We start from the raw sequence: 22792 nt of genomic DNA, 5'->3' as shown, positions 1-22792 counted from the left end.
CGGTCGCGCGGCTGCCGCGCCGCGGCATCGCAGGCCCGTTAGGGCTATGGAGTTGTCCACAGAAGTGGATTCATCCACAGAAGAGCGGGCCTCGCTGGTTCACGACCCCGAAAGCATGGCAGGCTCTGTTCATTGCGAGCCTGAAGTCGAGGAGAGTGAATCCTTGCGGTCCGACGCCAACATCGCGGGACCGATGACCGATCCGGTCCCCGGTCCCCGAACCGAATCGGCGGGGGAGGGTGTTTCACGTGAAACACCGCCGCCGATGGACGACACCCCCATCGGTCGCGCGGCCCAGCTGGCGGTTGAGGCCCTTGGCCGCGCCGGCGAGGGCCTGCCTCGTCCTGACCGGACGCGCGTCATGGTGGTGGCCAATCAGAAGGGTGGAGTGGGCAAGACGACCACGACGGTCAATCTTGCTGCCTCGCTCGCGCTTCATGGCGCACGGGTTCTGGTGGTCGACCTCGACCCGCAGGGGAACGCCTCTACGGCTCTGGGGATCGATCACCATGCCGAAGTCCCCTCCATCTACGACGTCCTGGTGGAGAGCAGGCCGCTCTCCGAGGTGGTTCAGCCCGTACCGGACGTCGAGGGCCTCTTCTGCGCTCCCGCCACCATCGATCTCGCTGGTGCGGAGATCGAGCTGGTGTCGCTGGTGGCGCGGGAAAGTCGACTCCAGCGAGCAATCCAGTCGTACGAGCAGCCGTTGGACTACATCCTCATCGACTGCCCGCCTTCGCTCGGCCTGCTGACGGTCAATGCCCTGGTCGCGGGCGCTGAGGTGCTGATCCCCATCCAGTGTGAGTACTACGCGCTGGAAGGACTGGGGCAGCTGCTGCGCAATGTGGACCTGGTGCGGGGGCATCTCAACCCCGATCTTCATGTGTCGACGATCCTGCTCACCATGTACGACGGCAGGACCAGGCTTGCTTCGCAGGTCGCGGAGGAGGTGCGCAGCCACTTCGGCAAGGAGGTGCTGCGGACGAGCATTCCGCGATCGGTGCGGATCTCGGAGGCGCCCAGTTATGGGCAGACCGTGCTGACCTATGACCCGGGTTCCAGCGGGTCGTTGTCGTACCTCGAAGCGGCGCGTGAGATCGCCCTGCGGGGTGTCGGGGTCCACTACGAGTCCCAGCATGCCCAGACGGGCAGCGGGAACAGTCAGCAGAGTATTTCGGAGGGGATTCAGTGAGCGAGCGTCGAAGAGGGTTGGGGCGTGGGCTGGGTGCCCTGATCCCCGCCGCTCCGCAGGAGAAGCAGGTGCCGTCCACGGGGATGGGATCGACCTCTGCGGGGGCGGGTCCTGTGATGACGGCGGAGCGGGGGGTGGCTGCGGCAAAGGTGGCCGGTCTCGCGGGCACTCCGGTGGTGCCGGAGCCGAGCGCGCCGGTTGCGGAGTCCGGAACGGTCGCCGAGTCGGCGGGACCTGCTGGGGCGTATTTTGCCGAGGTTCTTCTCGGTTCCATCACTCCGAACCCCCGCCAGCCGCGGGAGGTGTTCGACGAGGACGCGCTCGCGGAGTTGGTGACCTCCATCAAGGAGGTGGGCCTTCTCCAGCCCGTTGTCGTGCGGAAGGTGGGGCCGGAGCGCTATGAACTCATCATGGGCGAGCGGCGGTGGAGGGCCTGCCGGGAGGCGGGTCTGGAGCGGATTCCGGCTATCGTCCGGGCCACGGATGACGAGAAGCTGCTCCTGGACGCGCTCTTGGAGAACCTTCATCGGGCTCAGCTGAACCCGTTGGAGGAGGCGGCCGCGTACGACCAGTTGCTCAAGGACTTCAAGTGCACGCATGACCAGCTGGCCGACCGGATCGGGCGTTCCCGGCCACAGGTGTCGAACACGCTGCGTCTGCTGAGGTTGTCGGCTCCGGTGCAGCGAAGGGTGGCGGCCGGAGTGCTGTCCGCCGGTCATGCGCGGGCTTTGCTGTCCGTGGACGACTCCGAGGAGCAGGACAGGCTGGCTCATCGCATTGTGGCCGAGGGGCTGTCGGTGCGTGCGGTCGAGGAGATCGTGACCCTCATGGGCTCCGATCCCAAGAGCCCTGCCAAGTCCAAGGGGCCGCGGGCCGGCGGCCGGGTGTCGCCTGCGCTCTCCGATCTCGCCACCCGTCTTTCGGACCGCTTCGAGACCAGGGTGAAGGTCGACCTCGGTCAGAAAAAGGGGAAGATCGTCGTCGAGTTCGCGTCGATGGAGGATCTGGACCGGATTCTCGGCAGCCTGGCACCGGGTGAGGGCCGCGTGCTGGATCGGGCACCTTCCGAGGATTCCGCAGAGGGCGACGAGGGCTGACCCGGCCGAAGGAGTCGCGGGGCGGGCTGTGTTCCGGTGTCACCGGAACACAGCCCGCCCTTTGCTTTCTCTCGGTGTCGACTTCATCCCTGGGTGGATACGATGCGTTCTGGTATGGCACATCCGGCTTGAGCCACCTTCGGTAGGGAGGGCCATGCGATCGGTGAGCCGCAGCCGACTGATGACAGCAGGGATGGGCCTGGGGGCTGTCGCGGGTTCGTCGGCAGCCTGCTCCTCGAACGGAATGCACTGACCGTCGCACGCGACGCGACGGGCGAAGGAAGCGAGGAACAGCCTTCATGGGGCGTCGGTTCGTACCGCTCACACTGGACAACCTTTCCGATCTGCCCAGACGCTGCCGTTCGTGTGTCTTCTGGGAGCTTGATCCGGTCAGCGGGGAAGCTGCGGTAAAAGCGGGAACGCCCGAGCTGGCGAAGGAGGCCTGGATCTCAGCCGTTCTCCTGGAGTGGGGGTCGTGCGGCCGCGTGGTCTATGTCGACGATGTGCCGGTGGGCTTCGTGCTCTATGCGCCTCCGGCCTATGTGCCGCGTTCGACCGCGTTTCCCACCAGCCCGGTCTCCCCCGATGCCGTACAGCTGATGACGGCCTGGATCGTTCCGGGCTACCAGGGGCAGGGGCTGGGCCGGGTCATGGTGCAGACCGTCGCCAAGGATCTGCTGCGCCGGGGGTTCAAGGCGATCGAGGCGTTCGGCGATGCCCGGTGGAAGGAGCCTGCCTGTGTGCTTCCCGCGGACCATCTGCTGGCGGTGGGCTTCAAGACCGTACGGCCGCATCCCCTTCATCCGCGGCTGAGACTTGAGCTGCGTACGACGCTGTCCTGGAAGGAAGACGTCGAACTGGCACTGGACCGGCTGCTGGGGGCGGTGCAGAAGGAACCGGCGCTGAGGCCGTTGTGATCCGAGAGCCCATGACAACGTGAAACGGGCCCGTCCCCGAGGGATGGACCCGTTTCACGTGAAACAGCGCGCTGCGGTTCTACTCAGCCGAGGAAGTCCTCGAGGTCGCGGAGGATCGCGGCCTTCGGCTTGGCACCGACGATGGTCTTCGCGACTTCGCCGCCCTTGTAGACGTTCAGGGTCGGGATGGACATGACGCCGTACTTGGCAGCCGTGGCCGGGTTCTCATCGATGTTGAGCTTGACGATCTCGATCTGGTCGCCGTGCTCGGCAGCGATGGCCTCCAGCGAGGGGGCGATCTGACGGCACGGTCCGCACCAGGCGGCCCAGAAGTCCACCAGTACGGGCTTCCCGCTCTTCAGGACGACCTCGTCGAAGGAGTCGTCGGTCACGTTCTTCAGGGCGCCGGCCACGGCGACCTCCTTAACTTCTTGGGGGTGTGTGGGGTGAGAGGTGCGAATCAGACGGCGGCCGCAGCAGCCTTCTCGTCGTCAGCGAGCGCGGCGAGGAAGCGCTCGGCATCGAGTGCGGCCGAGCAGCCGGTGCCGGCAGCGGTGATCGCCTGCCGGTAGGTGTGGTCGACGACGTCACCGGCGCCGAAGACGCCGGTCAGGTTGGTACGTGTCGAGGGAGCATCGACCTTGAGGTAGCCCTCGTCGTCGAGGTCGAGCTGGCCCTTGAAGAGCTCGGTGCGCGGGTCGTGGCCCACTGCGATGAACAGGCCGGTCACGGGGAGCTCGGACGTCTCGCCGGTCTTGGTGTTCCGAAGGGTCAGACCGGACAGCTTCTGGTCGCCGTGCACCTCGGCGACCTCGCTGTCCCAGGCGAACTTGATCTTCGGGTCGGCGAAGGCGCGCTCCTGCATCGCCTTGGAGGCGCGCAGCGTGTCGCGTCGGTGGACGATGGTGACCGACTTGGCGAAGCGGGAGAGGAAGGTCGCCTCCTCCATCGCGGTGTCGCCGCCGCCGACCACGGCGATGTCCTGGTCCTTGAAGAAGAAGCCGTCACAGGTGGCGCACCAGGAGACGCCGCGTCCGGAGAGCGCGTCCTCGTTGGGCAGGCCGAGCTTGCGGTGCTGGGAGCCGGTTGTCACGATGACCGCCTTGGCACGGTGCACCGTGCCCGCCGTGTCGGTGACCGTCTTGATGTCTCCGGTGAGGTCCACGGAGATGACATCGTCGGGGACGAGCTCGGCACCGAAGCGTTCGGCCTGGGCGCGCATGTTGTCCATGAGCTCGGGGCCCATGATCCCGTCCTGGAAGCCCGGGAAGTTCTCCACGTCGGTGGTGTTCATCAGCGCGCCACCGGCGGTGACAGCGCCTTCGAACACCAGCGGCTTCAGCGAGGCGCGTGCGGTGTAAAGGGCGGCCGTGTAGCCCGCGGGGCCGGAGCCGATGATGATCACATTACGGACGTCGCTCACGGGTTTCTTCCTCGTCTCTGCAGACTGCCTACTGTCCACGCCTACTGGGGTCGATTCAACGACTCTCACCCCACCCAACGGATCCTACGGGGGAAGCATTCCCCGCCGTGCCAGGGCGGCGTCCGACGCGATTCTCAGGGGCGTGCGTAGGTGCGGGTCAGCAGGAGTTCTCCCTTGCCCGAGGGCGTCTCCCGGACGCAGGTCGCGTCGACGACGTACGCCTGTACGCGGGTCGCGTCGGACAGGTGCGGAAGAACGACGAGGAAAGCGTCCGTGCCTTCGTAGGTGCCCTCTTCCACGGCGAGGGCCGCGGCGTTGCGCCCGGTGGCCTGCTCGATACAGGGCGGGACGGGCACGGTGGGTGCGCGTAGGGGCGTCTGGGGCGATTCGGATCCGGCAGAGGTGCTCTTCGGCGTCGAATGCGACTCGACGGAGGGGGCCCGCTTCTCTGCCCCCGCACCATCTCCTGACCTCGACGGCTTTGCGCCGGTGTTCGTGAGGAGCGCTTGCACCCGGCCTTCGAGCGTGGACTCCGAGAAGTCCTCGCCGCCGTTCTCCGCAGAGCTGGCGCTGCGATCCGCCGCCTTGAGGCTCGTGGAATCCTGGGACGGCTGGAGGCCCTGCAGCACGAGGACGCTCACGCCGACCACGGCTGCGCCGAGAGCGGCTCCGAGCACGGCTGTGCGGCGGCGTCGGGCCGGCCGACGGCCGGGGCCGGTGGCTGCCTGGGGACGACCTGCCGGACGGTTCGAGGGACTGGGATCCGCGCCCGACTTCTGTGCTGCCGACGATTCTGTTTCACGTGAAACATGCGCCGAGTCCTGTGAAGCAGGCACCGGGTCACGTGAGACAGGCACCGGATCATGCGGCGCCGTCGTATCGAGAGCCGCTTCGGCGATGAGCGCGGCATCGATGCGGTCCACGACGTCGTCCGGCATGCGCTGTGGCATGGGCACGGTGCCGAGCAGCTCGCGGATCTCGGTGAGCGAGGCCTGGACCTCACCGCAGAGTTCGCAGCCGTCCACATGGTCGCGTACCTCTGCCGAGCGTGACGGTGGGAGCAGCCCCTCTGCCAGGTCGGAGATCTCCGTGACGTCCGGGTGCTGGCTCGTGTCGGTCGTTGATGTCATATGCGCCCACCTCCGCCCTTCACTGCAGCGGGATCGCTTGTGCCCGCATCGTTCGGCCCCGATGCCGGTGGGACGGATGCACGCGGCGTCCGGTTCCTTTTCGTGGCCGTCCCCTCGGTGCTCGTGACCTCGCTGCGGAGGTGAGTGAGCAGCGGCGCCAGCCGGGCCCGACCCCGCGCACAGCGGCTCTTCACGGTGCCGGTCGCCACGTCGAGGATGCGCGCCGCCTCGGCCACCGGGTAGCCCTGCATGTCCACGAGGACGAGTGCGGCCCGTTGTTCGGCGGGGAGAGTGGCCAGTGCGGCCAGCAGCTCGCGGTGGAGGTCCTGGCGCTCTGCCGGCGCCTCCGCGGATTCATGCGGTTCGAGGAGTTGCTCGAACCGTCCGGTGTCGTCGACCGGCGCCGTCCTGCGGGTGGCCGCCTTGCGGACCCGGTCGAGGCAGGCATTGACGGTGATGCGGTGGAGCCAGGTGGTGACGGCGGACTGGCCGCGGAAGGTGTGGGCGGCCCGGAATGCGGAGACAAGGGCGTCCTGGACGGCGTCCGCGGCTTCCTCGCGGTCGCCCAGGGTCCGTATCGCCACGGCCCACAGCCGGTCGCGGTGGCGTCGTACGAGCTCGCCGAAGGCGTCCGGTTCGCCGGCCACATGGCGAGCGAGGAGGTCTGAGTCGCTGAGTGGTTCTGACGGCTCGGCGGCCACCTCCCCTCCCTCCCTTTCACTGCGTCGAGGTCCGTCTGTCTATCACGATTCGAGTCGGCCAGGGCAGAGGGCGGAAGGGGGACGGTCCGAGGCGGGAACGAGAACATTCGGTGAGGGGCGCCAGGTGTGCGGGAGGCCGGGGTGCCCCCGGCCTCCCCGTCACTTGAGTACGGAGATCTCCGAGATCCCGCCCCGGTAGCCACCCGTTCCGTCCGACGGCAGTTCGGTGAGATGGATCAGGACGTAGCGGGTCCGCACCGGCTTGGAGAAGGTCTCCTTCAGCTCGCTCCCCGCCGTTGCGAGTTCTGTGAGGCGCTGGGGGAAGTCCGAGAGGGACGACGGGGCGGAGGCACTCGGATCGGCCGCCAGCACCTCGGCCTTCTGCCCGCTGCGGTACATCTTGACCGTGACGCCTGCGACGTCCTGGACGCTGCCCAGGTCGACGACTATGCCGCTGCCGTCCCTGCGGTTCGGGTAGTTGCCGAAGTTCGCGTAGCCCACATAACGCGGGGTGATCCAGGCCGTGCTTGCGTTGCTGTCGACGGAGTTCGACACCTGATCCGGCTGGATCCCCGAGCCGCCGGGCATGAACTCCGTCGCACCGGCGATGTGCAGCGGTTCGGTCGGCTGCCGGGGCTTGTTGTCACCGTTCTCCGGGGTGGTCTGTGTGCTTTCCCCGGGGTCGGACCCCTTGCTGCGATGGTCCAGGAGCGTCTCGGCGAGCTGCCAGCTGCCGAGGCCCAGCGCGGCGATGAGCAGCGCGGACACGGCCCACTTCAGGGCCTTGCCGGTGCGGCTCTGCAGCGGTGCCGGGGGTATGGCGATCGTGGGCTGCGCGGCGACGGGCCCTGTCGGCGGACGCCCATAGGAACCCTGCTGATAGGTCGTGCGCTGGTACTCGGGAGGCGCCGTGAAGGCAGGCTCCGGAGGACGGATGCGAGGCATCGCGGCGACGGCCTTGGCCAGCTCGTCCGGCGTGGTGCACGGCTGTTCCTGCCGGGAGGCGGTGGCGCCGTCGTTGGCGAGCGCGCGCATGGCGAGCTCAGCGAGGCCGCGGTGGACCCCGGCCCGCACCTGGTCGGGGGCGATAAGTCCCACGCCCTTGGGCAGCCCGGTCAGGCCGTAGGCGTCGTTCTCGTACGGCCAGCGCTGGGTCAGCGCGGCGTAGAGCAGGGCGCCGATCGCCTCGGTGTCCGCCCGCTGGGGACCGTCGGAGGTGATGCCGCGCAGGGCGGCGTTCACCGCGAGGCCGCGGATCCTGTACTGCCCGGTCGAGCTGCGCAGCACCGCCCCCGGGGTGAGCCTCAGATGCGCGAGGCCCTCTCGGTGTGCTGCCGCCATGGCCTGGGAGACCTGGCTGACGAGCTGGTACGCGTCGTGCGCGTCCATCGGCCCCGACGCGAGCAGGGAGGTGAGCTCGGTGGCGTCGGGAAGCCATTCGTGGACGACGTAGACGAGGTCGTCCTCCTCCACCGCGTCGAGGACCTGCACGAAGCGCGGGTCACCAAGCAGTGCGGAGGACCGGGCGGCGGCCAGCACGGAGCGGGCACGCGGATGGTCGGCCGGAAGCAGATGGACGCCGACCGCGCGGCGCAGCTTCTCGTCGACGGCGCGCCAGCTGCTGAAGCCGTCCAGACGGGTGACGCACTCCTCGAGCCGGTAGCGTCTGGCAAGTTTGTGGCCACTGTGCAGATCAGGGGTCGGCAAGGTGGCCTCGGAACCGATGCGTTCACCATCCGTGTCCTGCGGCTTCGTGCCTGTGGTGTCCTGAGCTTCTGCCGTCCCGTCGGTCGTGGCCTCGTCCGCCTTGGCGGCCAGCGGCTCATCACCGCTGTTGTCGGCCACGTCGACGGCAGCCGTGCTACGTTCCGCCACCGTCGTTCCTGCCTCCCCATCCGTTGCGCGATGCCCGCCAGCTCTGCACAGTTACGCCAATTGTGCCCACACTCCGGCGCTATGCACGACACGCAAGGGGCAGTGATGGTTGTGCGGCCGCCGAATCCTCAGCGGCCGAGTCGGCCTCGGACCATGCCGACCATGCCGTTGATCTCCTCGATCCGCATCCGCTTGGCGGCGACGAAGAAGACGCCCAGCAGTACGGCCCCACCGCAGATCAGAGCGGTGAGCGAACCGAAGGCACCTTCGCCGAGGCCTTCGAGAACGGCGAAGCCCACTCCGCCGCCGAGCACCGCTGCCGGGACCGCGGCCAGGCACAGGCGGGCGTAGGTGCGTACGACATGGGCACCGTCCAGATCTCCGCCCAGGCGGTTGCGCAGCCGTCGCCACGCGATGCCGACGCCGACGGCGTAGGCGAGCCCGTACGAGGCGGCCATGCCGACCACTGCCCAGCGGGCGGGCAGAACGACGTAGCAGAGGGCCGAGGCGGCCGCGTTGACCGCAGCGACGACGACTGTGTTGTAGAAGGGCGTGCGGGTGTCCTCGTACGCGTAGAAACCGCGGAGCACGACGTACTGCACGGAGTACGGGATCAGGCCGAGACCGAAGGCCATGAGGATGAAGCCCATGGAGCGGGCGGCCTCGGTGCCCGCGGAGGCGTACAGGAGGGTGCACATCGGCAGCCCGAGTGCGAGGAAGGCAAAGGCCACCGGCACGATCGCGACGGCCGAGTTCCGCAGCCCCTGGGAGATGTCGTCGCGGACGGCGCCCGGGTCGTCGTCGTGGGCGGCGCGGGAGATGCGGGGCAGCAGGGCCGCCATGACGGAGACGGTGATGATCGCCTGCGGCATGCCCCAGATGAGCTGGGCGTTGGAGTAGGCGAGGAAGCCGGTGCCGTCCTGGCCGGACAGTTTGCCCGCCGATGTCGCGAGCTGGGTGACGACGAGCACACCTGCCTGGTTGGCCAGCACGAACAGGACGGTCCACTTGGCCAGCTTGACCGTCTTGCCGAGCCCGTGTCCCTTCCAGTCGAAGCGCGGGCGGAAACGGAAACCGGCCTCGCGCAGATACGGGATCATGGCCAGGGCCTGGACGACCAGGCCGAGGAGCGTGCCGATGCCCAGGAGCCGGACACCCTCCGGCGGGATCGTCTCGACACCCATCTGGGATTCGGCAGAGGTGCCGTAGACCCAGATGAACATGCCGAACGTGAAGATCATGACGATGTTGTTGAGGACCGGGGTCCACATCATCGCGCCGAACCTGCCGCGCGCGTTGAGGATCTGGCCCATCACGACGTGCACGCCCATGAAGAAGATGGTCGGCAGGCAGTACCGGGCGAACGTCACGGCGACGCTGTTGGCCGCCACGTCGTTGGCGATCGTCGGCGACATCGCGTGGATCAGCCATGGAGCGGCGAAGACCGCGAGCGCGACGATCACGCCGAGCGCGACCATGACGAGAGTCAGAAGCCGGTTCGCGTAGGCCTCCCCGCCGTCCTCGTCGTCCTTCATGGAGCGGACGAGCTGGGGCACGAAGACCGAGTTCAGGCCGCCGCCCACGGTGAGGATGTAGATCATCGTGGGCAGGGTGTAGGCGATGGTGAAGCTGTCGCCGAGCAGGGCCGCACCGAGCGCGGCGGTGATCACAAGACTGCGGACGAATCCGGTGAGGCGGGACACGAGCGTGCCGGCCGCCATCAGCGCGCTGGACTTCAGTATCCCGGAGGCCCGGCCGCCGGCCTTGGGCGGGGCGGGTGCCGGGGCCGGCTCGGGCTCCGGGGGGACGGGCGCGGATCCCGAAGGACCCTCCTGGTCCCGGAAGAGGTGCGCGAAGGCATCCGGCTGCTCGTCGTCCCGGGAAGCCTGGCTGACGAGGTCGTCCACCCCGACGAACTGGGTGGTCCTTGGATCGTCGCCGTACGGCAGGTGCCGCGAGGGGCCGTCGGGCTCGGGGGGCGGGGCCTGCGCCCAGATGCGCGGGTCGGGCGGGTACTGGGCAGCGGGCGGCTGCTGGTAGAGCGGCTGGGGCTGCTGATACGCGCCCGGGGGCGGCGGCGGGTGCGCGGCACGGTCGTACAGCGCCTCGGTGACCGGGTCCTGGACAGACAGATCCTGGGCGCGGTAGGGGTCGCGGTCGTAGGCGTCCTGCAGGTACGGATCGGGCGTCGGCGGGACCTGGCCCGGTCCCGGAGGCATCGGTGACCCGCCGGAAGGCCCGGCTCCGCCCGCACCCTGACCGCGGTCACCGTCGTACGGCGCGTTCATCGAAACCCCACCTCATCGTCCCCGGCCGACCGGCCACGACAGACATCGCTCAACGTTCCACTTTCTCACCCGAGGCCGACGGCTCCCCGCTTTCCGGACCGGTGTCCGGAGTCGGGTCACTCGGCTGCCCGGGTTCACCGCCGTCGTCCCCGGTCTCGCCGTCCGCGTTGGTGCGCTTGCGGTGGGTGTACATCCTGATGCCCGCGAGAACCAGGAGCAGCAGCCCGCCGGCGATGACCAGCAGCACGGTCGGGGTGAGCTCGGAGACCTTCACGGTGAAGGTCATCTCTTCGCCGTACGGCGTGCCGTCCTCCGTGTAGAGCTGCGCCGTCATCTGTACCTGGCCGTTGACGTTGGCTGCCGCGTCAAACCTCACGGACTGGCTGTGGCCGGGACCGATCCGGATCGGCTGCTCCGCCACGGCCCCGCCGTTGTTCAGCTTGAGGCGTGTGGCGTTCTCCGACTTGAGCCGGAGGACGAGGTGGTCCACGCCTTGCAACAACCTGTTCTGCACCGTCACCGGGATCGTGGCGCTGCGGCCGGACAGGGTGACGTCCGACTTCGAGATGAGCTGGACCTCGTTGATGAGGTCTTGAAGATAGGTGCGGACCGAGTCCCGGTACTGCTGGGCCTCCAGCGGCTTGCCGCGCCACGACGTCGACATGGACCGGTTGAGCGCGTTGCCGAAGGGGGTCACCACCCGCTCGGGCTGGGTGAGGATGACCTGGAAGCTGTTCAGCGAGGCCTGGGTCGACTTGATGTCCTGGAAGGCCTGAGTGGGCAACTCCTGGCTGCGGAGCTTCTTCGGGTACTGGGAGGCCTTGGGGACGCTGGTCGTCGCGTTCGCGTCGGGCTTCGCGGCGGCTGCTTCCACGAGCCCGAGGGGCTGTGTCCAGCGCTCGTCGTCGAGTCCGTGCAGGGCGCGGGCCATCGACTGGGCCTGGGCCACGGTGGGCATCCGCTGCGGTGCGACGACGATGCTCCGCTCGATGTCCGTGTCCTGTTCGGTCAGGGCGAGCGTGAGAGCGAGGAACTTCTGTACGGCGAGGGTGGAGTTCCCAGCCTTTGACATGTCGCCCTGGAAGGCCGTGGAGAGCCGGGCATCGGCGACGACCGCGGTGGTGCCGCCGCCGATCGGCCGGGCGGCGGTTGGCGTGTACAGCAGATTGCCGGTCTCCTGGAGGCTGTCGCTGCGGGCGATCACCTTGTGGGCTCCGGCGGAGGTGGCGACATCGACGACCGACGGGTCGATCGCCCCGTCGACGGGCCACGCGAAGTCGGTGGACGGCTTCACGTGAAGGATGGTCTGCACCGTCGTCCCGGCCGCTTCGGTGGCGGTCTGCAGGTGGCTGAGGGTGCCGGAGACGTTCTTGCCGCGGTGCGCGATGGACGCCAGGTCGGGGTCGGCGAACGGCAGCGCGACGACCTTCCCCTCCGAGACCGCGGCCTCGAGTGAGGTGAGCCACTTCTTGGCTACGTCCTGGTTCTTCCCGGCGACGGTGGTGTCACCGGACTTGACGCGGTAGTTCCCCGTCATCGCGTCGACACTGGCCAGCAGATCCGGGTCGATCACCCAGGTCACCGGAAGTCGGCTGCCCAGTGAGACCAGCTGTTCGAGCCGTCCGCCCGGAGCCAGCTCGGCAGCCAGGTCGTCGTCCGCGAACACGGGCGTCTGCTGGTCGTCGGTGCCTGTCTCGGCTGTGACATGGGCCGACGCGATCAGCGGCCAGAGATAGGTGACCTTCGTCCTGGAGTCACGCTCCTCCTCCTGCCACGGCAGGAAGGTGCGCTCGATCCCCAGCACCTGGTCGTACCGGAGCCGGGAGGTCTGCCCGGTCAGCGAGACACCGAGCTGGTAGACGCCGTCGTCGCCGAGCCCCAGCTTGCCGACCGGGACGGACAGCGTGAAGTCCTGGCTGATCCCGGAAGGGAGCTTCGCGAACTTCACCGTGTACTTGCCGCCGAGTGGGGCGGGATCGCTGCCCAGCACGTAGCCGGTGCGCCTGGCGGCGGTATCGATCTCCGTCCTGCTGCGGAGCTTCGGGCCCACCCGCAGGTCGACCGTGGCTCCCGTGATCGTGTCCTTGCCCCGGTTGGTCACGGTGCCGGAGACGGTCAGGGTGTCCCCCTTGACCGGCGCGCTCGGAGCCAGGCCGTTCAGGGACACGTCGACCGTCTCGGACCCGGTGGGTGCCTTGCCGGTCCCGCCGGCCTGCGCCGCGGGTGCGGTCGGTCCGGCCAGCAGCGCTGCGACGAGCGGCGCCCCGATGATCAGGGCGGCTGTGCGCCGCAGCCACCGGCGGGCAGGAGAAGGACCGATCCCCTGAATGTCTGCCGCCTCGGCCACGCGCGTACCCGTCCCTCGTCGTCGTCAGCTGGTGTCGATGGTTGTCGGTTGTTGCGTCCACGCATGGTAACGATGTGCGCGGGTGCCACGTGCTGGGGAGCTCGCTACATGATCGGAAGAGTCTTGCAGGGCGGGACGAAACCAGGGCGACCGGGCCGGTTCGGGCACGTACCCTTTTCTGTTGTGTCGAACGCCAATGAAGACAGCTCCCGTGCCCTGACCCAGGTACAGCACCGCGCAGTCAGCGAACTGCTGCGGGTGTCCCCGGTCGCCGACGACCTCGCGCGCCGTTTCCGGGACGCCGGGTTCAGTCTCGCCCTTGTCGGCGGCTCGGTCCGGGACGCGCTTCTCGGCAGGCTCGGGAACGACCTGGACTTCACGACCGACGCCCGCCCCGAGGCCGTACTGAAGATCGTCCGGCCATGGGCCGACTCGGTATGGGAGGTCGGCATCGCCTTCGGTACCGTGGGTGCCCAGAAGGACGGCTACCAGATCGAGGTCACCACATACAGGTCGGAGGCGTACGACAGGACCTCGCGCAAGCCCGAGGTGTCCTACGGCGACTCCATCGAGGAAGACCTCGTGCGCCGCGATTTCACGGTCAACGCGATGGCCGTCGCGCTTCCGCAGAAGGAATTCATCGATCCGCACGGTGGTCTTGAGGACCTGGCGGAGCGAGTTCTGCGTACCCCCGGGACACCCGAGGAGTCGTTCTCCGACGATCCGCTGCGCATGCTGCGCGCCGCCCGATTCGCGGCTCAGCTGGACTTCGATGTCGCTCCCGAGGTGGTCTCCGCGATGACGGAGATGGCCGGGCGTATCGAGATCGTCTCCGCCGAGCGGGTCAGGGAGGAGCTCAACAAGCTGCTGCTCTCCACCCACCCCCGCAAGGGGCTGGCGCTGCTCGTCGGCACCGGGCTGGCGCAGCGGGTGCTGCCGGAGCTCCCCGCGCTGCGTCTGGAAAGTGACGAGCATCACCGTCACAAGGATGTCTACGAGCATTCGCTGACCGTCCTGGAACAGGCGATCGACCTGGAGCAGGACGGCCCGGATCTCGTTCTGCGCCTTGCCGCTCTCCTCCATGACATCGGGAAGCCGCGAACACGGCGCTTCGAGAAGGACGGGCGCGTCTCGTTCCATCACCATGAGGTGGTGGGCGCCAAGATGGTCAAGAAGCGGATGGCCGCGCTCAAGTACTCCAACGACATGGTCAAGGACGTCTCGAAGCTGGTGGAGCTTCATCTGCGCTTCCACGGCTACGGCGACGGCGAGTGGACCGATTCCGCGGTCCGCCGCTATGTGCGCGACGCCGGCCCCCTGCTGGAGCGGCTGCACAAGCTGACCCGCTCGGACTGCACCACACGGAACAAGCGCAAGGCCGCCGCCCTCTCACGGACCTACGACGGGCTCGAGGAGCGCATTGCGCAATTGCAGGAGCAGGAGGAGCTGGATGCCATCCGTCCCGACCTGGACGGCAACGAGATCATGAAGATCCTGGGCGTCGGTCCCGGGCCGGTGATCGGCAAGGCATACGCGTTCCTGCTGGAGCTGCGTCTGGAGCACGGCCCGATGGAGCATGACGTGGCGGTGAAGAGGCTCAAGGAATGGTGGGCCGTGCAGGGCTAGCCGCTGGCAGCCTGGTCCGCCGCCATGAGGAGCGGGGTCATGTTTCACGTGAAACATGACCCCGCTCCTCACTCTGCCCCGGTGAAGGGCGGTGTTTCACGTGAAACGCCGCCCTTCGCTCTGCCGCGTCCCGGCCGCTAGCGAGCCTCCCCGGCGCGGTCCCACCGGAACATCAGTACCGCGACGACCGCGTAGAGAGCCGCCACCCCGATCACCACCACGGCCGATCGACCGTCAGGAGGCAGCACCAGGGCGGAGACCGCGGCGGCCCCCACGAAAGCGACATTGAAGAGCACGTCGTAGAGGGAGAAGACTCGGCCGCGGAAGGAGTCCTCCACCGCGGTCTGCACCACCGTGTCGGTCGCGATCTTCGCTCCCTGAGTGACCAGCCCGAGGACGAACGCCGCGACCAGTATCGGCACAGGGACGAACCACAGCCCCAGCGCGGGTTCGAGGACGGCGGCCCCCGCTGCGCACACCGCCATCCAGCGGAACCGGCCGAGCAGGCCCACCGCCCAGGGCGTCAGTACGGCCGCCGCGAAGAACCCCGCACCGGAGACCGCCACGGCCACTCCGAGCAGGGCCAGGCCCTCGGATTCGCTCTCGGTCCAGGCGTGCCGGCACAGCATCAGCACCATCACGGTCAGCGCTCCGTAGCAGAAGCGCATCACGGTCATGGCGGCCAGTGCATGGGTGGCCTGCTTCCTCTTCGCCAGATGACGCAACCCTTCGACCAGCCCCCGTGCGGTGACGGCCAGCGCCTTTCTCAGCTCGATCCGTTCTCCGTCCCGATCCGGTCCCAGGAGCCCGGTGGCAAGAGTCAGGGAGGCCAGTGCCGAAGCGAGGTAGAGCGCCGCGCCCAGCAGTATCACCGCGGCATCGGAGTTCGCGAGCAGCAGCCGTACCAGGAAGGCGAGGCCGCCACCCGCCGTGGCCGCGAGCGTTCCGGCGGTCGGCGAGAGCGAGTTGGCCAGCACCAACCGGTCGCTGTCGACGACCCGCGGCAGCGCGGCCGAGAGGCCGGCCAGGACGAATCGGTTGACCGCGGTGACGCACAGCGCCGAGACGTAGAAGAGCCAATCGGGTACGGGGCCGAGGATGAGGAGCGCCGTACAACAGGCGAGCGCGGCGCGCAGCAGGTTCCCGTACAGAAAGACCTGACGGCGCGGCCAGCGGTCCAGCAGAACGCCGGCAAAGGGGCCGATGAGCGAGTAGGGCAGCAGCAGTACCGCCATCGCGGAGGCGATGGCCCCTGCCGAAGCCTGCTTCTCCGGTGAGAAGACGACGTGAGCCGCCAGCGCCACCTGGAAGACACCGTCGGCCGACTGGGAGAGGAGTCGTACGGCCAGCAGACGACGGAAGTTCCGAAGGCGCAGAAGAACGCGCAGATCACCCACGACGGCCATGCGATCAAGAGTCACATACGTTGAGGGTCCCCGGGCAGATTGCCCGGGGACCCTCAACGGTGCGGAAGGGACGGAGCGTTGCCGCTCGGCACCCCGCCGCGTGGACGTGCCGTGTCCGGCTGCGTCAGTTGGCGACCTCGCCGCGGATGAACTTCTCGACGTTCTCGCGGGCCTCGTCGTCGAAGTACTGGACCGGCGGGGACTTCATGAAGTACGAGGACGCGGAGAGGATCGGGCCACCGATGCCGCGGTCCTTGGCGATCTTCGCGGCGCGGAGAGCGTCGATGATGACACCGGCGGAGTTCGGGGAGTCCCAGACCTCGAGCTTGTACTCCAGGTTCAGCGGAACGTCACCGAAGGCGCGGCCCTCGAGGCGCACGTACGCCCACTTGCGGTCGTCCAGCCACGCGACGTAGTCCGACGGGCCGATGTGGACGTTGTTCTCGCCGAGCTCACGGTCCCGGATCTGGGAGGTGACGGCCTGTGTCTTGGAGATCTTCTTGGACTCCAGGCGCTCACGCTCGAGCATGTTCTTGAAGTCCATGTTGCCGCCGACGTTCAGCTGCATCGTGCGGTCCAGGATGACGCCCCGGTCCTCGAAGAGCTTCGCCATCACGCGGTGCGTGATGGTGGCGCCGACCTGCGACTTGATGTCGTCACCGACGATCGGGACACCGGCCTCGGTGAACTTGTCCGCCCACTCCTTGGTGCCGGCGATGAAGACCGGGAGAGCGTTGACGAACGCGACCTTGGCGTCGATGGCGCACTGCGCGTAGAACTTCGCAGCGACCTCGGAGCCGACGGGCAGGTAGCAGACGAGAACGTCGACCTGGCGGTCCTTGAGGACCTGGACGATGTCGACCGGGGCCTCGGCCGACTCCTCGATGGTCTGGCGGTAGTACTTGCCGAGACCGTCGTGGGTGTGGCCGCGCTGGACGGTGACGCCGGAGCTCGGCACGTCGCAGAGCTTGATGGTGTTGTTCTCGCTGGCACCGATGGCGTCCGCGAGGTCGAGGCCGACTTTCTTCGCGTCGACGTCGAAAGCGGCGACAAACTCGACGTCGCGCACGTGGTAGTCGCCGAACTGGACGTGCATCAGACCGGGCACCTTGCCGGCCGGATCGGCATCCTTGTAGTACTCGACGCCCTGGACCAGCGAGGCGGCGCAGTTGCCCACGCCGACGATGGCTACGCGAACCGAACCCATTCCGGTTGCTCCCTGTGTGTTTTGGATGTTCCCGTAGGCCCCGCGGATCTGCGGGGACCTCACTTTGCGGTGTCGTCGGACGGATCCGGCGGGGTGTCACCCCGGCGCCGGGGCAGGCCGTCCGGCTCCCCTGCTGTGTTCTGCTGAGCTCCGCTCCCGGGCGAGGATCGTCGCTGATCCCGTCCCGACCGCTCGCTCTCGATGAGCTCGTTCAGCCAGCGCACTTCGCGCTCCACGGACTCCATGCCGTGTCGCTGCAGCTCGAGCGTGTAGTCGTCGAGGCGCTCGCGGGTGCGGGCCAGAGAGGCCCGCATCTTCTCCAGCCGCTCCTCCAGTCGGCTGCGCCGGCCTTCCAGCACTCGCATCCGCACCTCGTGCTCCGTCTGCCCGAAGAAGGCGAAACGGGCTGCGAAGTGCTCGTCCTCCCAGGAGTCGGGGCCGGTGTGCGAGAGCAGTTCCTCGAAGTGCTCCTTACCTTCCGCCGTCAGCCGGTAGACGATCTTGGCGCGGCGCCCGGCCAGTGAGGAGGCGGGGGCGACCGCACGGCCGGTGGTGGGCGGAAGGTCGGCAGGAGCGGCCCCCGGTTCCTCGATCAACCAGCCGTTGGCGACCAGCGTCTTGAGGCAGGGATAGAGGGTGCCGTAGCTGAAGGCGCGGAAGATCCCCAACGAGGTGTTGAGGCGCTTGCGCAGCTCGTAGCCGTGCATCGGGGACTCGCGGAGCAGGCCGAGAACGGCGAATTCGAGGATGCCGGAGCGTCTGCTCAACTTCGCCTCCTCCTTCTCCGAGTGCGTCCGACTGCTCCTGCGGAGCCCGGTGCCGGGCCGATGTACCGAGCTGATGTATCGACTCGATACATCACGACGATAGATCGGTCCTCGTGATGCGACAAGGGGAGTCATCGTGAACGGCGTCACATCGCGAATTCGTAGGCACCGACTTGCGTTGTTTGGGGTGAAGTTCGGTCCTAGAAGGGTTTTGACCGTGCGTAGTCTGTGCGGCATGCAGACCACCGGGAACCGCGTGACGCACACGCGCGTCAGTCTTCGCGGGCCAGCCGGGCGCATGGCGGACGAGCCTGTCGCAGGGCTGGTCCGTAATTCGGGGGGACCGGATCTCAACTGCCGCTTCCAGGCGCTCTCGCCTGCCCGAGGAGTAGTCGTTCGATGAGCGAGCACCGTCGCAAAACGCCGCAACCGCAAGGTGGCGGGCGTGCAGCGGCCAGACGAGCCGCCCAGCAGTCCTCAGGACGCCGCGCCGCTCCGTCACGTGGAGTAACGTCCGAGTCACCATCCGATTCGCACGGTGGGGACAGCCCGTACGGCGGACGCGCGGCGGCCAGACGAGCCGCCCAGCGCGGCGGTGCGGGCCGCGGTGGCGGTGGTGGTGGTCGCCGCCGCGGGGGTGGCGGCGACGGCGGTCACGAGGGTCCCGGCAGGGGGCGTGGCCGCGCGGGCCAGCGCCCTGCCAAGAAACGCTTCATCGACTACCCGCGCGCCGGCAAGTACGGCTTCCGGCGCTGGGTGCCGTCGTGGAAGCTGGTCTCCAGCCTCTGCATCGGCTTCCTCGGCCTGCTCATGGGCCTCGCCGGTATCGCGTACGCGATGGTCGAGAAGCCCAAGGTGAACGAAGCTGCGGAGGCGCAGAACAACGTCTACCTCTGGGACGACGGCAAACAGATGGTCGCCACGGGCGGTGCGGTCAACCGCCAGATCATCGGCTTCGAGCAGATCCCCGAAGCGATGCGGAACGCCGTCATCTCGGCCGAGAACAAGTCCTTCGAAACCGACCGGGGCATCGACCCCATGGGCATCGCCCGGGCCCTGTTCAACATGGCGACCGGAGGCGAGACGCAGGGTGGTTCAACGATCACCCAGCAGTACGTGAAGAACTCGCGTCTGTCCCAGGAGCAGACCCTGAGCCGGAAGTTCCAGGAACTTTTCATCACGCTCAAGGTCACCAACGACATGAAGAAGAACGAAATCATGGCGGGCTACCTCAACGTCTCGTACTACGGGCGAGGTGCTTCGGGACTCCAGGCGGCTGCCCGCACGTACTACGGCAAGGACGCCGTCGATCTGAATCCGAGCGAGTGCGCGTTCCTGGCCACGCTGCTCAAGGGTGCGTCCTACTACGACCCGGCGGGCGCCACCGATGTGGACCCCGTGCAGGCGACGCCGAAGCTCAACACCGAACGGGCCATCAAGCGCTGGCGGTGGATCCTCGACGAAGAGGTGAAGGACGGACGCCTCTCGCAGGCGGAGCGCGCCAAGTACACCGAGTTCCCGACGCCCCTCCAGCCGAAGAAGAACGCCCAGCTGAGCGGTCAGACCGGTTACCTGGTCGAACTCGCCAGGCAGTACTTCCTCAGCAACAACACCGAGGGCGTCACGGCGGAGATGCTGGCCCGGGGCGGCTACCAGATCCGCACCACCTTCAACAAGAAGAAGGTGCAGGAGCTCGACGACGCGGTCCAGAAGGTCTACGACAGCAAGATCAAGCCGAAGCAGCGGCCGAAGACGGACACCCATGTCCAGTTCGGCGGCGGTTCGGTGGATCCCAAGACCGGGGCCATCGTGGCGATCTACGGCGGTCAGGACGCGACCAAGCACTTCACCAACAACGCCAACCCCACCGGTGCGCAGGTCGGTTCGACCTTCAAGCCGTTCGTGCTGGCGGCGGCGATGGAGTACGGCAAGCGGAACCCCGCGCTCGGGGAGGACCAGGGCCCGTCGGATCGCACCAAGGTCTCGCCGCTCAGCATCTACAACGCCGACGACAAGCTGAAGATCAAGAAGTACAACGGCGAGATCTGGACCGACGAGAACGGCAAGGAGTGGCTGCAGGCCAACGACGGCCATGAGTCGAGGGGCAACATCACCCTCCGCGAGGCCATGCAGTGGTCCGCCAACTCCCCTTACGTGCAGCTCGGCATGGACGTCGGCACCGACAAGGTGAAGGAGATCGCCGTGGCCGCGGGGCTCAAGGACGACGAACAGATGGCGGATTCGCACGTGCCGTCGTTCTCCATCGGTACGTCCTCGCCCAGTGCGATCCGTATGGCCGGTGCGTATGCGACCTTCGCCGCCAGCGGCCAGCAGCGCGAGCCCTACTCGGTCTCCGAGGTGAAGCACGAAGGCAAGACCGTCTACCGGCACAAGGAAGCCACCAAGCGTGCCTTCGACGCCGCGATCGCCGACAACGTCACCGACGTCCTGAAGAACGTTGTCGACAAGGGAACCGGTACGCCCGCGCAGCTGCCCGGCCGGGACGTGGCCGGCAAGACCGGTACGACGGACGACAACAAGTCGGCGTGGTTCGTCGGCTACACGCCGCAGCTGTCCACGGCCATCAGCATGTACCGGCTCGACGACGACGCGACGAACAAGAACCGCAAGTTCGAGAAGATGTACGGCACGGGTGGCGAGAAGACGATCCACGGTGCGTCGTTCCCGGCCCAGATCTGGCACGACTACATGGCGGGTGCGCTGAAGGGGCAGCCGGTCGTGAACTTCCCGGAGGCGGAGCCGATCGGCGACAAGGTCTACGGTGGCGGTGCGCAGAGCCCCAGGCCGACGCCCACCGCGACGACGCCGTTGCCGTCCACGACGGTGACCGAGTCGCCCTCGAAGTCCATGTCCCCGTCGCCGGACCCCACCGATACCTGCGGTACGTGGGATTGGGACTGCCAGCACAACAACGGCGGGACCAGCAGCGGCGCGAACGGCGGAGACACCAGTGGTGGCAGCAGTCCGTCGACGACCCCCGGACCACCGACCGGAGGGAACGCGAACGGCGGGAACGGCAACGGCGGGAACGGCAACGGCGGGAACGACAGCGGCGCAATCTTCGGCGGGCCCGCCGGATAGCGTCCGCACCACCCGGTCATGAGGGCCGCCGCACCACGGTGCGGCGGCCCTCGTCGCTTCTACAGCCCCGTACGGCAGGATGTGCGGCATGCCAAGCGCAGAAGACACGAGCGTGCACCAGCACCAGGAACGGTCCGTCGTGCGGCCCACGCACCAGGACGAGGTCGCCGCGGCCGGCAGCGAGCTGATCGGCGGCCGGTCGGGGCGCTGGACCCGGCTCGCCAGCACGGCGCTCACCCCCGTGGGCGTCGTCGCGCTGGTGGCCCTCGGGATGTTCGCGCTGGGCATGGTGCAGAAGCTGCCCTGCTACAACTGGGCGTGGTTCAGGGGCGCGGGTTCGCAGTACACGCACGCCTGTTACTCGGACATTCCGCACCTCTTCGTCGCACGTGGATTCTCCGACGGACTCGTGCCGTACTTCGACCGGCTGGTCGGCGACATGCAGTACCTGGAGTACCCCGTTCTGACCGGCTTGTTCATGCAGGTCGCTTCCTGGCTGACGCCCGGCGGCTCCATCCAGCACCGCGAGCAGATGTACTGGATGGTCAACGCGGGCATGCTGATGATCTGTGCCGTGATCATCGCCGTCTGTGTCGCCCGTACGCACCGGCGCCGCCCCTGGGACGCGCTGCTGGTCGCCCTCGCGCCGGCCTTCGTACTCACCGCCACGATCAACTGGGACCTGCTGGCCATCGCGCTGACGGCCGCGGCGATGCTCATGTGGTCCCGGGGACGGGTGCTGGCGTTCGGCATCCTCATCGGGCTCGCCACGGCCGCCAAGCTCTACCCGGTGTTCCTGCTGGGGCCGGTGTTCGTCCTGTGCTGGCGGGCGGGCAAATGGCGGGAGTTCGGCACGGCGACGCTCGGGGCGGTGGTGTCCTGGCTGGTGGTGAATCTGCCGGTGATGACTCTCGCCCCCGAGGGCTGGAAGAAGTTCTACACGTTCAGCGAGGAACGAGGCATCGACTTCGGATCCTTCTGGCTGATCATCACCCAGCGCACCGGCGAGAGCATCGAGACATCGACCGTCAACCACATCTCCGAACTGCTGATGGCCCTGCTGTGCGCGGGCATCGCCGCGCTGACGCTGATGGCGCCGCGCCGGCCACGCTTCGCGCAGCTCGCCTTTCTCGTCGTCGCGGCGTTCATCCTCATCAACAAGGTCTACTCGCCGCAGTACGTGCTGTGGCTGATCCCCCTGGCCGCCCTGGCCAGGCCGCGCTGGCGCGACTTCCTGATCTGGCAGGCGTGCGAGGTCATGTACTTCCTGGGCATCTGGATGTACCTCGCGTACACGACCAGCGGGGACAAGCACCAGGGGCTGCCCACGGAGGGGTATCAGCTGGCGATCGCCCTGCATCTGCTGGGCACGCTGTACCTCTGTGCCGTGGTCGTACGGGATGTCCTCATGCCGGAGCGGGACGTCGTACGGCGTGACGGGTCGGACGATCCGTCCGGCGGGGTGCTCGACGGGGCCCCGGACGCGTTCGTGCTGGGGCGGGCGGCGCATCCGTCGTGCCACGCCCACCCCGCGGTGGAAGGGCCGCGGGTGGAGTGGGGCGCGGGGCGCGAACCGGTCGCCGACTGAGAGCCGGTGTCCCTCCCGTCCGGAGGGACACCGGCCCGGGGCCGTGTCCGCAGAGGCCCGTCCGGCGCTCTGCGGACGAACGACGGGACTGCGCTGACCGGCCCGAGGCCCTGATCCGCCGGACAG

The 22792-nt window shown here is 68.0% G+C and carries 17 protein-coding genes; 6 read left to right on the top strand and 11 right to left on the bottom strand.

The window, feature by feature from the left end; genetic code table 11:
* Positions 1–115 precede the first annotated feature (115 nt).
* The 3 genes from IE107_RS08970 to IE107_RS08960 all read left to right on the top strand — a co-directional run bounded on the left by IE107_RS08970 (position 116) and on the right by IE107_RS08960 (position 3206).
* A complete protein-coding gene (locus IE107_RS08970; protein WP_189543429.1) occupies positions 116–1192 on the top strand; it encodes a ParA family protein in 1077 nt (358 codons plus the stop codon).
* A complete protein-coding gene (locus IE107_RS08965) occupies positions 1189–2289 on the top strand; it encodes a ParB/RepB/Spo0J family partition protein (RefSeq protein ID WP_189542978.1) in 1101 nt (366 codons plus the stop codon). The genes IE107_RS08970 and IE107_RS08965 overlap by 4 nt, the downstream gene beginning before the upstream one ends.
* Positions 2290–2588: 299 nt before the next feature.
* Entirely contained in the window at positions 2589–3206 is a 618-nt protein-coding gene (locus tag IE107_RS08960) for a GNAT family N-acetyltransferase (RefSeq protein WP_189542976.1), read from the top strand.
* An 83-nt stretch (positions 3207–3289) separates the two neighbouring features.
* Here IE107_RS08960 and trxA read toward each other — a convergent pair whose 3' ends face one another.
* The 7 genes from trxA to IE107_RS08925 form a co-directional block, all read right to left on the bottom strand.
* Positions 3290–3619 carry a thioredoxin gene (gene trxA / locus IE107_RS08955; protein ID WP_072487592.1) on the bottom strand — a complete coding sequence of 110 codons (330 nt, stop codon included), beginning with the start codon at positions 3617–3619 and terminating at the stop codon, positions 3290–3292.
* Between the two features lie 47 nt (positions 3620–3666).
* The gene (gene trxB / locus IE107_RS08950; RefSeq protein WP_189542974.1) at positions 3667–4629 is read right to left on the bottom strand and encodes a thioredoxin-disulfide reductase; all 963 of its coding nucleotides are present in this window, start codon (positions 4627–4629) and stop codon (positions 3667–3669) included.
* Positions 4630–4763: 134 nt separating this feature from the next.
* Positions 4764–5759: an RsmA family anti-sigma factor gene (locus IE107_RS08945; RefSeq protein ID WP_189542972.1), complete on the bottom strand. Its 996-nt coding sequence runs from the start codon at positions 5757–5759 to the stop codon at positions 4764–4766.
* Positions 5756–6460 (bottom strand): RNA polymerase sigma factor SigM, encoded by a 705-nt coding sequence (sigM, locus tag IE107_RS08940; protein ID WP_189542970.1) that lies wholly within the window; start codon positions 6458–6460, stop codon positions 5756–5758. Before sigM ends, IE107_RS08945 begins: the two co-directional genes overlap by 4 nt.
* Before the next feature lie 159 nt (positions 6461–6619).
* On the bottom strand, positions 6620–8335 hold the full coding sequence (locus IE107_RS08935) for a protein kinase family protein (protein WP_189542968.1): 1716 nt from the start codon (positions 8333–8335) through the stop codon (positions 6620–6622).
* Positions 8336–8463: 128 nt separating this feature from the next.
* Positions 8464–10623: a murein biosynthesis integral membrane protein MurJ gene (murJ, locus tag IE107_RS08930; RefSeq protein ID WP_189542966.1), complete on the bottom strand. Its 2160-nt coding sequence runs from the start codon at positions 10621–10623 to the stop codon at positions 8464–8466.
* 49 nt (positions 10624–10672) lie between these two features.
* On the bottom strand, positions 10673–12970 hold the full coding sequence (locus IE107_RS08925) for a DUF6049 family protein (RefSeq protein ID WP_189542963.1): 2298 nt from the start codon (positions 12968–12970) through the stop codon (positions 10673–10675).
* A 183-nt stretch (positions 12971–13153) separates the two neighbouring features.
* Here IE107_RS08925 and IE107_RS08920 point away from each other — a divergent pair, with 183 nt between their 5' ends.
* Entirely contained in the window at positions 13154–14596 is a 1443-nt protein-coding gene (locus IE107_RS08920) for a CCA tRNA nucleotidyltransferase (protein ID WP_189542961.1), read from the top strand.
* A 137-nt stretch (positions 14597–14733) separates the two neighbouring features.
* On the opposite strand, the gene IE107_RS08915 is transcribed toward IE107_RS08920, so the two are convergent.
* From IE107_RS08915 to IE107_RS34770, 4 genes are all read right to left on the bottom strand, one after another.
* Positions 14734–16002: an MFS transporter gene (locus tag IE107_RS08915; protein WP_189542959.1), complete on the bottom strand. Its 1269-nt coding sequence runs from the start codon at positions 16000–16002 to the stop codon at positions 14734–14736.
* Positions 16003–16126: 124 nt separating this feature from the next.
* Complete coding sequence (locus IE107_RS08910) at positions 16127–17209, bottom strand: inositol-3-phosphate synthase (RefSeq protein ID WP_189542957.1); 1083 nt, start codon at positions 17207–17209, stop codon at positions 16127–16129.
* Between the two features lie 59 nt (positions 17210–17268).
* On the bottom strand, positions 17269–17976 hold the full coding sequence (locus IE107_RS08905) for a PadR family transcriptional regulator (protein WP_189542955.1): 708 nt from the start codon (positions 17974–17976) through the stop codon (positions 17269–17271).
* Positions 17977–18495: 519 nt separating this feature from the next.
* On the bottom strand, positions 18496–18633 hold the full coding sequence (locus tag IE107_RS34770) for a hypothetical protein (RefSeq protein ID WP_229866781.1): 138 nt from the start codon (positions 18631–18633) through the stop codon (positions 18496–18498).
* 153 nt (positions 18634–18786) lie between these two features.
* Between IE107_RS34770 and IE107_RS08900 the strand changes: the two genes are divergently transcribed.
* Positions 18787–21078 carry a transglycosylase domain-containing protein gene (locus IE107_RS08900; protein WP_229866826.1) on the top strand — a complete coding sequence of 764 codons (2292 nt, stop codon included), beginning with the start codon at positions 18787–18789 and terminating at the stop codon, positions 21076–21078.
* 88 nt (positions 21079–21166) lie between these two features.
* Positions 21167–22666, top strand: coding sequence for a glycosyltransferase family 87 protein (locus IE107_RS08895; protein WP_189542950.1), 1500 nt, complete (start codon positions 21167–21169; stop codon positions 22664–22666).
* The last annotated feature ends 126 nt before the right edge of the window (positions 22667–22792 follow it).

Source organism: Streptomyces gelaticus, from assembly GCF_014649535.1.
GTDB classification, from domain to species: domain Bacteria; phylum Actinomycetota; class Actinomycetes; order Streptomycetales; family Streptomycetaceae; genus Streptomyces; species Streptomyces gelaticus.
The sequence above is the reverse complement of the archived record's forward strand: the minus strand, read 5'-3'. Positions and strand labels throughout refer to the sequence as shown.

What these genes read in the sequence shown, in the direction of transcription:
- IE107_RS08970 (WP_189543429.1), top strand. Translation starts at nt 116, where the DNA reads ATGGCAGGCTCTGTTCATTGCGAGCCTGAAGTCGAGGAGAGTGAATCC.
- IE107_RS08960 (WP_189542976.1), top strand. Translation starts at nt 2,589, where the DNA reads ATGGGGCGTCGGTTCGTACCGCTCACACTGGACAACCTTTCCGATCTG.
- IE107_RS08945 (WP_189542972.1), bottom strand. Translation starts at nt 5,759, where the DNA reads ATGACATCAACGACCGACACGAGCCAGCACCCGGACGTCACGGAGATC.
- murJ (WP_189542966.1), bottom strand. Translation starts at nt 10,623, where the DNA reads ATGAACGCGCCGTACGACGGTGACCGCGGTCAGGGTGCGGGCGGAGCC.
- IE107_RS08915 (WP_189542959.1), bottom strand. Translation starts at nt 16,002, where the DNA reads ATGGCCGTCGTGGGTGATCTGCGCGTTCTTCTGCGCCTTCGGAACTTC.
- IE107_RS08910 (WP_189542957.1), bottom strand. Translation starts at nt 17,209, where the DNA reads ATGGGTTCGGTTCGCGTAGCCATCGTCGGCGTGGGCAACTGCGCCGCC.
- IE107_RS08900 (WP_229866826.1), top strand. Translation starts at nt 18,787, where the DNA reads ATGGGCCTCGCCGGTATCGCGTACGCGATGGTCGAGAAGCCCAAGGTG.
- IE107_RS08895 (WP_189542950.1), top strand. Translation starts at nt 21,167, where the DNA reads ATGCCAAGCGCAGAAGACACGAGCGTGCACCAGCACCAGGAACGGTCC.